The organism is Streptomyces sp. NPDC052012 (assembly GCF_040689265.1).
Lineage (GTDB): Bacteria > Actinomycetota > Actinomycetes > Streptomycetales > Streptomycetaceae > Streptomyces.
On record NZ_JBFAXA010000002.1, the window covers coordinates 488,045 to 501,141 of the forward strand.

Below are 13,097 nucleotides of genomic sequence, written 5' to 3' on the forward strand. Positions count from 1 at the left end.
CTCTCACCCCATCGGCGCACGACCGTGCTCCAACGGATCTGTCCGAAAGGACCCACCGCATGCCGGCCCAGCCTGCCCAGGCCGCTGTCCCGCACCCGCTCGACGAGGTTCCCCAGACCTTCCGTGCGGGGGACTCCTACGCGGTCCGGGACGCACTCGTCACCTACATCCGCCGGGATCTGCTGGGTCCCTGGGACGGTGAGACGGAAACCCTGCCGAGCGCCTCCTCCGGGCCACGCGACCGCTACCTCGTCGGGATGCTCGGTCCGCGCCCCGAGGCCGTCACCACGGACCGGATCGCCCGCGCGGCTGCCCAGAGCGCGGACGGTGAGTCGGGTGACGAGCAGGAAGGTGACGACAGCGACCTGCAGGACCGGCTCAGCCCGCAGGCCGCCGGGCACATCTGGGCGTCCTCGATGGGACTGGCCTTCACCGTCCCGGCCTCCGTGGGCACACTCAGCGCCACCGTGCGCTGGGGGCGCTACACGCAGTCGGAGGAAGCCACCGACCGGGGGACGACCCGCAGGGTCTGGTCGCGGGAGCCCGTCGAGCACCTGGTGGACATCGACGTGACCGGCGGGACCGACCGGGCCGTCGACCTCGACGGCGAAGCCGTGGTTCTGGACATACAGGTACGCAGGCACACTGGCCGCGCGGGCACCGAGGACCTCCGCATAGTCGAGCTGGCCCTGGTGAACCGGCAGCCGGACAGCCGGGACGCACGGGACGCCCACTGGCTCTTCCAGACCGAGATCGACGTCACCGCCTTTCCTGACGACCAGGCCGCCGTCTTCCTGCCCGTCGACGATCCTCTCGACGCGGCAAGCCGCGGCAACGCGCCCGAGGACGCCGAGGAGCGGCGGCTGCGCCTGCTCTACCGGGACAGCCTCAGCCATGCCAAGGGACGTAATGTCGCCGTTCACGCACACGTCCGCGACGGCGAACGCAACGCCCACCGCCTGACCACCGTCTGGCTCCCCGAGTACGACGTGCGGGCCACCACCGCGCCGGCGCTCGAGGAGCAGGAGCTGCTCCAGGGCCTGGAGCTGGGTATGGACGACCTGGCAGCACTCGCCGTGCCCGACCGTCGCGCCGAACTCAGCGCCGCCCTGGCTCCGCTGGCCGACGGGTACGGCACCTGGCTGGAACGGCAGCGCAGGGCCGCCCGCTCGCTCCCCGACGACCTGCGCGAATCGGCCGAGGTCGCGATCGAGCAGGCGCTCGAGGTCTGCGACCGCATCACGCTGGGCATCGACCGGCTCGTGGCCGACGACACGGCCCTCACGGCCTTCCGGTTCGCCAACCGGGCCATGGCCCTGCAGCGGCGCAACACCGCCATCGCCGCCGCCCGCGCCGGTCGTGAGAACGACCCCCTCTCCTACCGGGAAGCCAAGGAAGAGGTCCACGGGAAGGGTAAGGCCGGGGCCAGCTGGCGCCCGTTCCAGCTCGCCTTCGTCCTGCTCAACATCGCCTCTCTCACCCAGCCCGGCCACCCGCACCGCGGCACCGGCCGCCAAGCCCTCGTCGACCTGCTGTTCTTCCCGACCGGCGGTGGCAAAACCGAGGCGTACCTGGGCCTTGCCGCCTACACCTTCGCGCTCAGGCGCCTGCAGGGGACGATCGGCTCGGGAACCGAGGCCCGCAGCGGTGAGGCCGGGGTGGGCGTGCTCATGCGCTACACCCTGCGACTGCTGACCGCCCAGCAGTTCCAGCGAGCCGCTGCCCTGGTGAGCGCCTGTGAGGTGCTGCGCCGTGAGGAGTTCGCGCGGGACCGGCGCTGGGGCTCCACTCCGTTCCGCATCGGGCTCTGGGTGGGCACGTCCGTCTCGCCGAACTGGTTCGACGAGGCGAAGGAGCAGATCGCCGAGGCCAAGGAGAGCGCCAGCGACAAGCACGCCCGCGTCCTGCAGGTCCTCACCTGCCCGTGGTGCGGCAGCGGACTGACCGCCCGCTCGAACATGGAGTACGACGAAGGACGACGGCGGATCCTGCTGTACTGCCCGCGTGGGGAGGGGGAGGACCGCTGCCCCTTCTCCCGCCGCGAAGCGCTCGGCGAGGGCATCCCGGTACTCACCGTCGACGAGGAGATCTACCGGCTGGCGCCCTCACTGCTGATCGCCACGGTCGACAAGTTCGCCCAGCTCCCGTGGAACGGCTACGCGGGCCTGCTGTTCGGCAGGGTCACCGAGCTGTGCCCCCGCCACGGCTACCGCCATGATGACCTGGACGCCAAGACCGGCTGCGGGGGACGGCACAACGCCAGAGGCGACCTGCCCGGCGTCACCGCCCAGCCCGTCACCCGCCTGCGGCCCCCGGACCTGATCATCCAGGACGAGCTGCACCTGATCTCCGGAGCGCTCGGCACCACCGTGGGCCTCTTCGAAGCCGCCGTCGACCAGTTGTGCACGTGGAGCTTCACCGACGCCCACGGACGGCGCCAGGAAACCGGCCCCAAGATCGTCGCGTCCACCGCGACCACCAAGCGGGCCGCCGACCAGGTGCGCGGTGTCTTCGGCCGCGAGGTCGCCGTCTTCCCACCCCAGGTGCTGGACGTCGGCGACACCTTCTTCTCCCGACAGGTGGAGCTCAGCCGGGAGAACCCCGGCCGCCGCTACCTGGGCGTGTGCGCGCACGGCACACGGCTGAAGGCCGCGGAGATCCGCGTCGCGGAGATTCTTCTGCTCGCGGGACAGCAGCTCTTCGACGACTACGGCAGGCCTGCGGACCCGTACATGACACTCGTGGGCTACTTCAACGCCACCCGCGAACTCGCCGGTATGCGGCGATACATGGACGACGACATCACCACCCGCGTGCGGGCCAACGGCAGCCGCAAGGGCCAGGACACGCTCTCGGACCGTATCGTGAGCAAGGCGGGGATGCTCAGTATCCAGGAGCTGACCTCCCGTATCTCCTCGGCCGACATCGGCGCGGCCCTGAAACGGCTGGAGATCGAGTTCGACCCCGAGCGCGACACCTCGGTACGACGGCGAGCCCTCCTGCGCGAGTACGCGGCCGCGGTGAAGGAGAAGCGCGAACCCCGCGCCTCCATGACGCCGACCATCCGGCAGGCCGTGGACGTCGTCCTCGCCACCTCCATGCTTCAGGTCGGTGTCGACGTCTCCCGCTTCGGCCTGATGCTGGTCGTCGGTCAGCCCAAGAACACCGCCGAATACATCCAGGCGTCCTCCCGGGTCGGCCGTGACGCCAGGCGTCCCGGTCTGGTGGTGACCCTCTACAACTGGTCGCGCCCCCGCGACCTCGCGCACTACGAGGACTTCGAGCACTATCACGCGACGTTCTACCGCCAGGTGGAGGCCCTCTCCGTCACCCCGTACACCCGCCGCGCACTCGACCGGGGTGTCGCCGCCACCTACGTCGCCGCGCTGCGGCACGCAAGGTACGACACTTCCCGCAACCTCGACGCCCACCACGTCGACCTCGACGGCCCGCTCGCGCAGGACGTCGAACGGCGGTTGCTGGAAAGGGCGGAACGAGTGGGAGGTGACCGGCCCCGCCAGTACCTGAGTGAACGCCTGGACCGGCTGAAGGACGAATGGCGCCGGAAGCGGGACGAGAGCACATCGGCACTCGGTTACCGCAAGGAGAAGCACAAGACGACCGTCGTGAACGGACTGCTCAGGCGGGCGGACGGATCCCGGTGGACCGAGCTCACCGTCGGCATGTCGATGCGTGAGACGGAGAACGAGATCAATCTGCTCCTGCCCGGCGGCGGCGTGTTCCTGGAAGAGCCCTCGGGCAGCGGTCCCGACTGGCACTTCGGCACGCCCGCGACCGACTCCGACCCCGATACGGCGACCACCGTGGACAGTGACGAGTACGGGCCCGTTACGGCCGACACGGTCAGGAAGGCACAGCGATGAGCACCCATGGCAGCAACCGCAGGGTCGGTGCCGTACGGCCGAGCCACCTCATGTTCACCGCCGGTGTCGGTGCCCTTGTCGACCTGCCGAACTTTTCGGTGCTCATCCGGGGCATCGACTCCTGGAGCCACTCCGGTGTCACCGACTACGACATCGACGAGCCCCGCCTTCGCGCCGCCGTCAACCGCTCACTCCAGCGCTATGGACGCGGACAGGTCGAACAACTGCGAGCCGCTCCGTGGCTCGAGGGCGCCGACGCCGACCCGAAGGGCTGGGCAGCCCAGGGAGTCGGTGTGCCCGTCACGCCCTTCCCCCAATGGCTGCGCTGCACCGCCTGCAACGTGCTGGCCGCCATCGACTCCGATGAGTTTGCCTTCGTCAACTCCAACCCCCGGACACCGCACGAGGCGAAATTCGTCCACGACTGCAAGCGGGGCAAGCCGCTCGCCGTGGCCGCCCGCTTCACCCTGGTCTGCACCGCCGGTCATCTCGACGAATTCCCGTACACCGCTTACGTCCACCACGGGCAGAACTGCGCCAAGACGCCACGCCCCAAGCTGCGCATGAAGGACCACGGCGGCAACCAGGCCGCCAACGTCACCATCGAGTGTGTCGCCTGCGGCGTGAAGCGAAACATCCGGGAAGCCATGGGCGAACGGGGCCGCCGGAACCTGCCCGCGTGCCGCGGACGACACCCGCACCTCGGCACCTACGAGGCGAACGGCTGTGCACAGGAGCCGGTCCTGATGGTGGCGGGCGCCTCCAACCAGTGGTTCCCGCTCACCCTCAGCGCCCTGGCCCTGCCGAAGGCGCAGGACGGAGACATCGACAAGCTCCTCGACGACCACTGGCCCGACCTCGAACTCATCGAGGATCGAGGGCAGTTCGACTTCATGGCGCGCATGCCCAAGTTCGCCTTCCTGAAAGAGTTCAACGCCGACGCGGTGGTTGCGGCGATCACAGCGCGCAAGCAGGGGGCGGCCGGCCCGGCTCCCTCCGCGCCTGACGTCCAGGCGGACCTGTTCGGACCGGAATGGGACGCGCTTTCCGGGCCCGTCCCCACCCCCAGCGACGACTTCGCGCTGCGGCAGGTCCCGGTGCCGGCCCGTCTCAGCGAGTTCTTCGGCGACATCAGGCAGGTCGAGCGGCTGCGCGAGGCCCGGGCGCTGATCGGCTTCACCCGGCTCGACGCGCCGGACCCGGAATCGCCGGAGATCGCCACGCGCGTCGAACTGTCCCGCGGGGCCCGCAACTGGGTGCCCGCGAGTGAGGTGCGCGGCGAGGGCGTCTTCCTCCGGGTGCGGGACGGCCTGATGGCCGAGTGGGTCGCCCGTATGGAGAAGTCCGCGCAGATGGAGGCGCACAGAGAGGCGTACGCGCGGTTCCGCGCCAACCGGAAGTCGGACCGCAAGACGAGCGACTTCGACCCCTTTTCCGGCTGGCCCGGAGCCCGCTACATCGCCCTGCACACCCTCTCCCACCTGCTGATCCGCACCATCGCCCTGGAATGCGGCTACAACTCCGCCTCGCTCGCCGAGCGGATCTACGCGGGAGACGAGCAGAACCCGAGGACGGGCATCCTCATCTACACCGCGGTCCCGGACTCGGAGGGCACCCTGGGCGGTCTGGTCTCCCTCGCCGAGGAGCGCGACTTCGACCGGATCGTGCGCCGTGCCCTGGCCGACGCCGGTCACTGCTCGGCCGACCCGCTGTGTGCTGAGCGCCTGCCGCACGACCCGGCCGACTTCCTCCACGGAGCCGCGTGCCATGTCTGCCTGTTCGTGTCCGAGACGACCTGCGAACGCGGCAACCGCTTCCTGGACCGTCGATTCCTCGTCCCGCTGGCCGGGGACAAGGAACCGGTGCTGACACCGGTCGGTCTGCTGCCGTGAGCCGCCCCGCGTTCGAGGCCGCTGTCGGGCCCGCGGTCGCGGCTCTCGGACTCTCCCGAAGCAAGGACCTCGCCGGCCTGCTGGCCCAGGCACGCTCCAGGGAACGGATACTGACCGAACTGGCGACCCCGGGAGTCGGCGAGGCCGTCGCGCGACTCTGCGACGCGATGCAGTCGGAGTCGGTGGCGCCCGCCGAGGCGGCTGCCTATGTGCGCGGCTATGTCGCCGCCCAGCGACAGGCCCGGGACACGGTCCGGGTCCGCACGGTGTGGAGCGGCCCCTCGACACCGGCCGTACCGGTGCGCGCCACAGCCCAGGTGCTCGTCGAGGTCATCGACGGGGCGCAGCACGAACTGCTGGCCATGACGTACGCGGCCCGACCGTATCCGGCGCTGAGCCGAGCGCTGAGGAAGGCCGCGGACAGGGGCGTGGAGATGCACGTCGTGGTGGAGACACTGGCAGGCTCGGGGGGACTTCTCTCGGGCAAGGAGCCCGCCGACGCGTTCGCCTCCGTGCCCGGGCTGCTGCTGTGGGTATGGGCCCGGAACCCGGCCGAACACCCCGGCTCGCGCCAGCACGCCAAGCTGGCGGTCGCCGACCGCCGCACCCTCTTCCTCGGCAGCGCCAACCTGACCGAGTCCGCGGTTCGGCGCAACATCGAGGCCGGTGTGCTGGTGACAGGCGGGGAAGCACCGCGGCGCGTGGCAGAGCACATCGTGGAGCTGCAACGTCTCGGCATACTGAGGCCTTTCCGGCCTGAACGAGCGGCTGAGCCTTCTCGTCGGTGAGGCAGCTGCCCGTCTCAGGTCGTCGAGACGACGGCCTGGGGACAGGCGGGGTCGTTGATCGCCTTCCGGCAGCGCGACCTTTCGCCGCCGCGGTCGACGTCGCTCGGCAACCACCGCCGTCAGCGGCGGCAGGATGTGCGGTAGGCCGCTGGGCCATGTCGATCTGTTGGTGCGCTGGGAAAGTCAGCAATCGTCAGTGTGAGCCCTGAAACACCGGGGGACAGCTGACCGGAGACGGGAGTGGTTGTAGTCTCCGGAGACAGCCCTTGACCTGCACAAAGTGGGCAGGGAGCAGACAAGATCGGGAGTTTGTCCGTGTTTCGTACCATGTTCAAGTCCAAGATCCACCGCGCCACCGTCACCCAGGCCGACCTGCACTACGTGGGATCCGTGACGATCGACGCCGATCTGCTCGACGCCGCCGATCTGCTGCCGGGCGAGCTCGTGCACATCGTGGACATCACCAACGGCGCCCGGCTGGAGACGTACGTCATCGAGGGCGAGCGGGGTTCCGGGGTCATCGGGATCAACGGTGCCGCCGCCCATCTCGTCCACCCCGGTGATCTGGTGATCATCATCAGCTACGCTCAGGTCACCGACGCCGAGGCGCGGGCGATGGAACCCCGGGTCGTGCACGTGGACGGCGACAACCGGATCGTGGCGCTCGGGGCGGACCCGTCCGAGCCGGTGCCCGGTTCGGACCAGCAGCGCAGCCCCCAGGCCGTGACCGCCTGACCGGGGCGGACCAGGCAGGAGCGTGACGCGCCCATGAGCGACATCGAGATCCGCGACGACCGTGCGGCGGGCCGGCTGGAAGCGGTCGTGGCGGGCGGTGAAGTCGTCGGCCACATCCAGTACTTCACCCTCGACGCCCCCGAGCGCGCGCTCGTGCCGGTCCACACCGTCGTCGAGCCCGCACACGAGGGGCAGGGCATCGCGGGCTCGCTGGCCCGCGAGTTCTACGCCATCGCCGCCCGCGAGGACAGCGCCGTCGCCCCGCTCTGCCCGTACGTCACCAAGTGGGCCGCCCGCCACCCCGACGAGGCCCCGGCGGCGACGCCGGAACTGATGCGGGCGGCGAAGGACTGGCTGACGGCCCACCCCGAGGGCTTCTGACGAGCCGGCCCGCCCCGTGCTCGCCCTCCTGCACACCTCACCCGTCCACGTCCCCGTCTTCGACGCCCTGCGTGACGAGGCGCACCCCGGCCTTGAACTGCGGCACGTGATCGACGAGGAGCTGCTGCGGCGGGCCCGGCTCGACGGCCCCGACTCGGTCGCCGGTGACGTGCGCGCGCGGGTGCGGGACGCCGTCGGCTCCGGCGCCCGAGCGGTGCTGTGCACCTGCTCCACCATCGGCGGCGTCGCCGAGGCCGCGAGCGCCGGCATGGACGTGCCCGTGCTGCGCGTCGACCGGCCGATGGCCGCTGTGGCCGTCGGCACCGGGCGGCGGATCGTCGTCCTCGCCGCACTGGAGAGCACCCTCCGGCCGACGGCCGCGCTGATCGACGAGGAGGCCGGCCGCGCCGGACGCCCAGCCGAGGTGCGCACGCTGCTGGTCGACGAGGCCTGGGACCTCTTCGCGGTGGGCGACAACGCCGGGTACGTCCGCCGGATCGCGGACGCGGCCGACGCCGTCACCGGAGCCGACGTGATCGTCCTCGCCCAGGCATCCATGGCCCCCGCCGAGCACCTCACCACGACCGGGATCCGGATACTGTCCAGCCCGCGCCAGGGTCTCGCGGCGGGAGTGTCGGCGGTGTGCAGCGGCGTAGCGCCACCCGGACCCCTCCCCGTCACGCGGGGGAGTGACTGAGGACGCGGGCGTCGGGTAAGCGGGGGATGAGTCCAGAGCCGATGTCGAGCGACTGGCCGGAGGACATCCGTCATGACCGACCCGTACCCGGACCCCGTTCCTCCGGGACCCACCCCGGGCCCCGACCCCTCGCACCCCCAGCCCCACCCGGTCCCGCCCCCGGAGCCGCCCCCCGGCCCGGACCCGGGCCCGGCCCCCACCCCGCCCCCACCGGGGCCTCCGCCGCCCCACCCGGGACCGCCCGAGCCCCCGCCGTCACCGATCCCCCCGGGCCCCGAGCCCGTACCGAACCCGGAGCCGGGCCCCCCGCTCACCTGAGCTCCCCGGCCCGCCACAACACCCTCGAGGGGCGCGGGGAACTGCGCGACCAGCCCCAGCGGACCCGCACCCGCCGACGCACCATCACCCACCACGGCGAGAGGCGGTGGATCAAGCCACGATCCACCGCCCGTGAGGCACAACCGTTACGCCGAGACCTCCGACCGATCCCCACCCCACAGCGTGTGGAACGACCCCTCCTGGTCCGTACGCCGATACGTGTGCGCCCCGAAGTAGTCCCGCTGCCCCTGCGTGAGCGCCGCAGGCAACCGCTCCGCACGCAACGCGTCGTAGTAGGCGAGCGCCGCGGCGAAACCGGGCGTCGGCACACCCTGGCGCGTCGCGGCGATCAGCACCTCGCGCCAGTCGTCCTGCGCCTCGGCGATCTCCCGCGCGAACGTCTCGTCGGAGAGCAGGCTCGGCAGGTCCGGCCGGGCGTCGTACGCGGCGCGGATCCGGTCCAGGAAGGCCGCGCGGATGATGCAGCCGCCGCGCCAGATCGAGGCCACCGCGCCGAGGTCGATGTCCCAGCCGTACTCCTCACTGCCGGCGGCGATCTCGTGGAAGCCCTGCGTGTACGACACGATCTTCGACGCGTACAGCGCCTGCTCCACCCGGTCCGCGAACGCGGCCGCCTCCGACTCGCCGAGCGGCTTCGCCTTCGGGCCCGCCAGATCCCGCGAGGCCTCGCGCAGCGCCGCGTGGCCCGACAGCGAGCGGGCGAAGACCGCCTCAGCGATTCCAGACACCGGCACACCGAGGTCCAGGGCGATCTGCACCGTCCAGCGGCCGGTGCCCTTCTGCTCCGCCTGGTCCACCACCACGTCCACGAACGGCTTGCCCGTCGCCGCGTCCACGTGCGACAGCACCTCGGCGGTGATCTCGATCAGGTACGAGTCGAGACGGCCCGTGTTCCAGGTCCGGAAGATCTCCGCGATCTGCGCGGGGGAGTACCCGGCGACGTCACGCAGCAGCTGGTACGCCTCACCGATCAGCTGCATGTCGGCGTACTCGATGCCGTTGTGCACCATCTTCACGAAGTGCCCGGCACCGTCCGGACCCACGTGCGTGACACAGGGCGCCCCGTCGGCCGCCTTGGCGGAGATCTTCTCCAGCATCGGGCCGAGGGAGTCGTAGGACTCCTTCGAGCCGCCCGGCATGATGCTCGGGCCGTTGAGCGCGCCCTCCTCACCGCCGGAGATGCCCGTACCGACGAAGTGGATGCCCTGCTCGCGCAGCTCCCGCTCACGGCGCCGGGTGTCCGCGAAGTGCGCGTTGCCGCCGTCGATGATCATGTCGCCGGGCTCCAGGAGCGGGGCGAACTCCTCGATCACCGCGTCCGTCGGCTCACCGGCCTTCACCATGATCACCAGTCGTCGCGGGCGTTCCAGCGCCGCCACGAACTCCTTGGCCGTCTCGGCCGCCACGAACTCGCCCTCGTGGCCGAACTCCTCCACCAGCGCATGCGTCCGGGCCGCCGTCCGGTTGTGCACCGCGACCGTGTAGCCGTTGCGGGCGAAATTGCGCGCGAGGTTGCGGCCCATGACCGCGAGACCCGTGACGCCGATCTGCGCTGAACTGCTCATAGGGTTGGCTCCTAGTGCCCTCGGTATCGGTGCTGCCGGTCGGTGCCCGCCAGTCCTGCCGTCGACCATCCTGACGTGCCGTGCTTGCGTGCGCACGCGCGGGTCGGGGGACATGGTGCGGGCAGGGCCGTGCGACTTCCGCGGGTGCGCTTGCGCAGGTACGTACGGGCGACAGGGCCCGTGCACTCAGCGGGCGCACGCCTGCGTACGCCCGGGGTCCCGTCGCACCCGCCCGCGCAGGCGGCGCGCGGCGGCGGCAGGCGGGCGCAACGGGCGAAAAATCCCGGCCACTTGGCGCGTCCGGGCGGCCGACAGTCGTCTTGTGGCGGCCGGTTCGCAGCGCTTACTTTTGCCCCTCCTGACGCATTGTCGATGGGGGGAACCATGGCCGTGCGCGGCCGGCACCGCCGGTATCAGCCGAAGAGGATCAACCGCGCCTCGCTCACCGTCACCGCGGGCGGTGCCGGGATGGCACTGCCGCTGATGGGGACCGGCACCGCCCAGGCTGCCGACGTGGAGACCTGGGACAAGGTGGCCGCGTGCGAGTCCAGCAACGACTGGGACATCAACACCGGCAACGGCTTCTACGGCGGGCTGCAGTTCACCCAGTCCACGTGGGAGGCGTTCGGCGGCACGCGCTACGCACCGCGCGCCGACCTCGCCACCAAGGACGAGCAGATCGCCGTCGCCGAGAAGGTCCTCGACGGTCAGGGCCCCGGCGCCTGGCCGGTCTGCTCGGTACGGGCCGGTCTCACCCGCGGCGGTGACACGCCCGACATCCGTGTCAAGGGCGGCGACGGCAAGAGCGACCGGAACGAGCGGACCGACCGGAAGAAGAGCGCCCGGACCTCCGTCGAGGACGTGAAGCCGCAGAAGACGCCGCAGTCCCGCGCCGGCCGCACCGAGATGTACACCGTCGTCACCGGCGACACGCTCTCCGGCATCGCCACCGACGAGGGGGTACGGGGCGGCTGGCGAGGTCTGTACGAGGCCAACCGCTCGGCCATCGGCGCCGACCCCGACCTAATCCTCCCCGGCCAGCGGCTCGCCCTGCCCGGCGGGACGGCCACGCCCACGCGTCCGGCGCCCGAGCGGCCGGCCGAGCCCGCTCAGTCGGCCAAGAAGCCGGAGTCGTCGAAGAAGGCCGAGAGGAAGCCTGAGAGAAAGCCGGAGAGGAAGGCCGAGAAGAAGACCTCGCCGCAGCGCACGGAGGACCGCGCCGACCGCGGCACCGGCACCGCCGCCGGCTCCCTCGTCGCCCCGGTCAGCGCCCCCCTCGGCACGCCGTACCACAAGGCCGGTTCCGCCTGGTCGAAGGGCTATCACACCGGCATCGACTTCCCCGTGCCCACCGGTACCTCCGTGAAGTCGGTCGCGGCGGGCAGCGTCGTCAGCGCGGGCTGGGAGGGCTCCTTCGGCTACCAGGTGGTGATCCGGCACGCCGACGGCCGTTACAGCCAGTACGCCCACCTCTCGGCGATCTCCGTGAAGAGCGGCCAGTCGGTCGGCGCGGGACAGCGCATCGGCCGCTCCGGGTCCACGGGCAACAGTTCGGGCCCGCATCTGCACTTCGAAGTGCGGACGGGGCCCGGATTCGGCTCGGACATCGACCCGGTCGCCTACCTGAGGGCGGGCGGCGTCAGGATTTGACGCGCATGCGGTGCCGGTCGGCCGCGGGCACCGGGACGTACGGGCCGCCGTAGAACGGCGCGTACGACACCAGGGGGTAGGCGGGCTCCGCCTCCACCGCCGCGGCGGCGGCCGGTGCGGGCACCGGGACCGGGGCCGTCATGCGCACGTCCTCGGGCACCTCGAGCTCCGCCAGCAGCCGCTCCGCGGGGTCGCCGACCGGCTCGGCGGGCCGCTCGGCCGCGGCCACCGCGGCCTCCTGCTGCTCGCGCGCCAGCCGCTCGGTCGTCAGCAGGATCAGACCGCCGGCCGCCACCACACCGCAGCTCAGCGCGAGCGCCGTGCCCGTGGTGCCGTAGCGGAAGGTCTCGCCGAACATCGTGATGCCGACCGCCGCCGCCACCACCGGGTTCACCACCGTCAAGGTGGCCAGCGGAGCGGCGAGACCGGCGCCCCGGTAGGACGCCTGGGACAGCAGCAGACCGGCCGTGGCCAGCACCCCTATCACCGCCAGGGAGGGCAGGTCGCCCGCCGAGACCCCGTCGGTCCAGTCGACCGCGACGGTCTTGGTGAAGACGGAGGACATACCGAAGGCGACACCGGAGGCGACGGCCAGGAGGATGCTGCGCACCGCCGGATGCCGGTGTACGGCCCGCGCGGCGATCATGAGGGCCGTGACCGCACCGGCCGTGGTCAGTGCCGCCGTGACCCGCTGGGTGGTGTCCAGCGACTGCGCGGAGGAGGCGCCGACCAGGGAGAGCAGACCGGCGAGGCCCACCGTCGCCATGATGGCGCCGCGCCACGCGGTCGCCCCCGCCTTGCGGCCGACGAACAGGGCCGCCATGGGCAGCGCGAAGACGATGGTCAGCGCGCCCAGCGGCTGGACGATGCTGAGGGGACCGTAGGCGAGCGCCACGACGTGCAGCAGTCCGCCGAGGCCGTTGAGCGCGACCGCCGCCCACCAGGCCGGCCGGCGCAGTGGTGCGTACTGCTCGCCGGGCGAGGACACCGCGACCCGCTCCTGCACGATCGCTCCGCCGGCGTAGGCGACAGCGGACACGAACGACAGCAGCACGGACAACGCGAGGGCGCTCATCGGCTGCTCCTCTGCGAGTGGCCGGGGCGCTCTGCCCGGCGCGGCGAAGGGTCGGCTTCCATAACCAACACGATGCCGTCTCAGCTTGTTC

At 71.5% G+C, this 13,097-nt stretch carries 9 protein-coding genes; 7 read left to right on the forward strand and 2 right to left on the reverse strand.

Translation table 11 applies throughout. The features are described from left to right. Nucleotides 1-59: 59 nt before the first annotated feature. The 6 genes from drmA (at nucleotide 60) to AB0412_RS05830 (ending at nucleotide 8,377) form a co-directional block, all read left to right on the forward strand. A complete protein-coding gene (drmA, locus tag AB0412_RS05805) occupies nucleotides 60-3,884 on the forward strand; it encodes a DISARM system helicase DrmA (RefSeq protein WP_366401214.1) in 3,825 nt (1,274 codons plus the stop codon). Further along, nucleotides 3,881-5,776, forward strand: a complete 1,896-nt coding sequence (locus AB0412_RS05810; protein WP_366401215.1) for a DUF1998 domain-containing protein — start codon at nucleotides 3,881-3,883, stop codon at nucleotides 5,774-5,776. Before drmA ends, AB0412_RS05810 begins: the two co-directional genes overlap by 4 nt. Then, a complete protein-coding gene (gene drmC / locus AB0412_RS05815) occupies nucleotides 5,773-6,564 on the forward strand; it encodes a DISARM system phospholipase D-like protein DrmC (RefSeq protein WP_366401216.1) in 792 nt (263 codons plus the stop codon). Before AB0412_RS05810 ends, drmC begins: the two co-directional genes overlap by 4 nt. 315 nt (nucleotides 6,565-6,879) lie before the next feature. Further along, complete coding sequence (panD, locus tag AB0412_RS05820; RefSeq protein ID WP_366401217.1) at nucleotides 6,880-7,299, forward strand: aspartate 1-decarboxylase; 420 nt, start codon at nucleotides 6,880-6,882, stop codon at nucleotides 7,297-7,299. A gap of 33 nt (nucleotides 7,300-7,332) precedes the next feature. Continuing rightward, entirely contained in the window at nucleotides 7,333-7,680 is a 348-nt protein-coding gene (locus AB0412_RS05825) for a GNAT family N-acetyltransferase (protein WP_366401218.1), read from the forward strand. A gap of 16 nt (nucleotides 7,681-7,696) precedes the next feature. Beyond that, the gene (locus AB0412_RS05830; RefSeq protein WP_366401219.1) at nucleotides 7,697-8,377 is read left to right on the forward strand and encodes an aspartate/glutamate racemase family protein; all 681 of its coding nucleotides are present in this window, start codon (nucleotides 7,697-7,699) and stop codon (nucleotides 8,375-8,377) included. A 464-nt stretch (nucleotides 8,378-8,841) separates the two neighbouring features. Here AB0412_RS05830 and gndA read toward each other — a convergent pair whose 3' ends face one another. Next, the gene (gene gndA / locus AB0412_RS05835) at nucleotides 8,842-10,281 is read right to left on the reverse strand and encodes an NADP-dependent phosphogluconate dehydrogenase (RefSeq protein ID WP_366401220.1); all 1,440 of its coding nucleotides are present in this window, start codon (nucleotides 10,279-10,281) and stop codon (nucleotides 8,842-8,844) included. Between the two features lie 384 nt (nucleotides 10,282-10,665). Between gndA and AB0412_RS05840 the strand changes: the two genes are divergently transcribed. Then, a complete protein-coding gene (locus AB0412_RS05840; RefSeq protein WP_366401503.1) occupies nucleotides 10,666-11,931 on the forward strand; it encodes a transglycosylase family protein in 1,266 nt (421 codons plus the stop codon). Here the strand turns inward: AB0412_RS05840 and AB0412_RS05845 are convergent. After that, the gene (locus tag AB0412_RS05845; RefSeq protein ID WP_366401221.1) at nucleotides 11,921-13,006 is read right to left on the reverse strand and encodes a DMT family transporter; all 1,086 of its coding nucleotides are present in this window, start codon (nucleotides 13,004-13,006) and stop codon (nucleotides 11,921-11,923) included. The genes AB0412_RS05840 and AB0412_RS05845 overlap by 11 nt on opposite strands. Nucleotides 13,007-13,097: the final 91 nt, after the last annotated feature.

Coding starts and splice junctions, on each gene's coding strand:
- AB0412_RS05840 (WP_366401503.1), top strand. CDS start 10,666: ATGGCCGTGCGCGGCCGGCACCGCCGGTATCAGCCGAAGAGGATCAAC.
- AB0412_RS05810 (WP_366401215.1), top strand. CDS start 3,881: ATGAGCACCCATGGCAGCAACCGCAGGGTCGGTGCCGTACGGCCGAGC.
- gndA (WP_366401220.1), bottom strand. CDS start 10,281: ATGAGCAGTTCAGCGCAGATCGGCGTCACGGGTCTCGCGGTCATGGGC.
- drmA (WP_366401214.1), top strand. CDS start 60: ATGCCGGCCCAGCCTGCCCAGGCCGCTGTCCCGCACCCGCTCGACGAG.
- AB0412_RS05825 (WP_366401218.1), top strand. CDS start 7,333: ATGAGCGACATCGAGATCCGCGACGACCGTGCGGCGGGCCGGCTGGAA.
- AB0412_RS05845 (WP_366401221.1), bottom strand. CDS start 13,006: ATGAGCGCCCTCGCGTTGTCCGTGCTGCTGTCGTTCGTGTCCGCTGTC.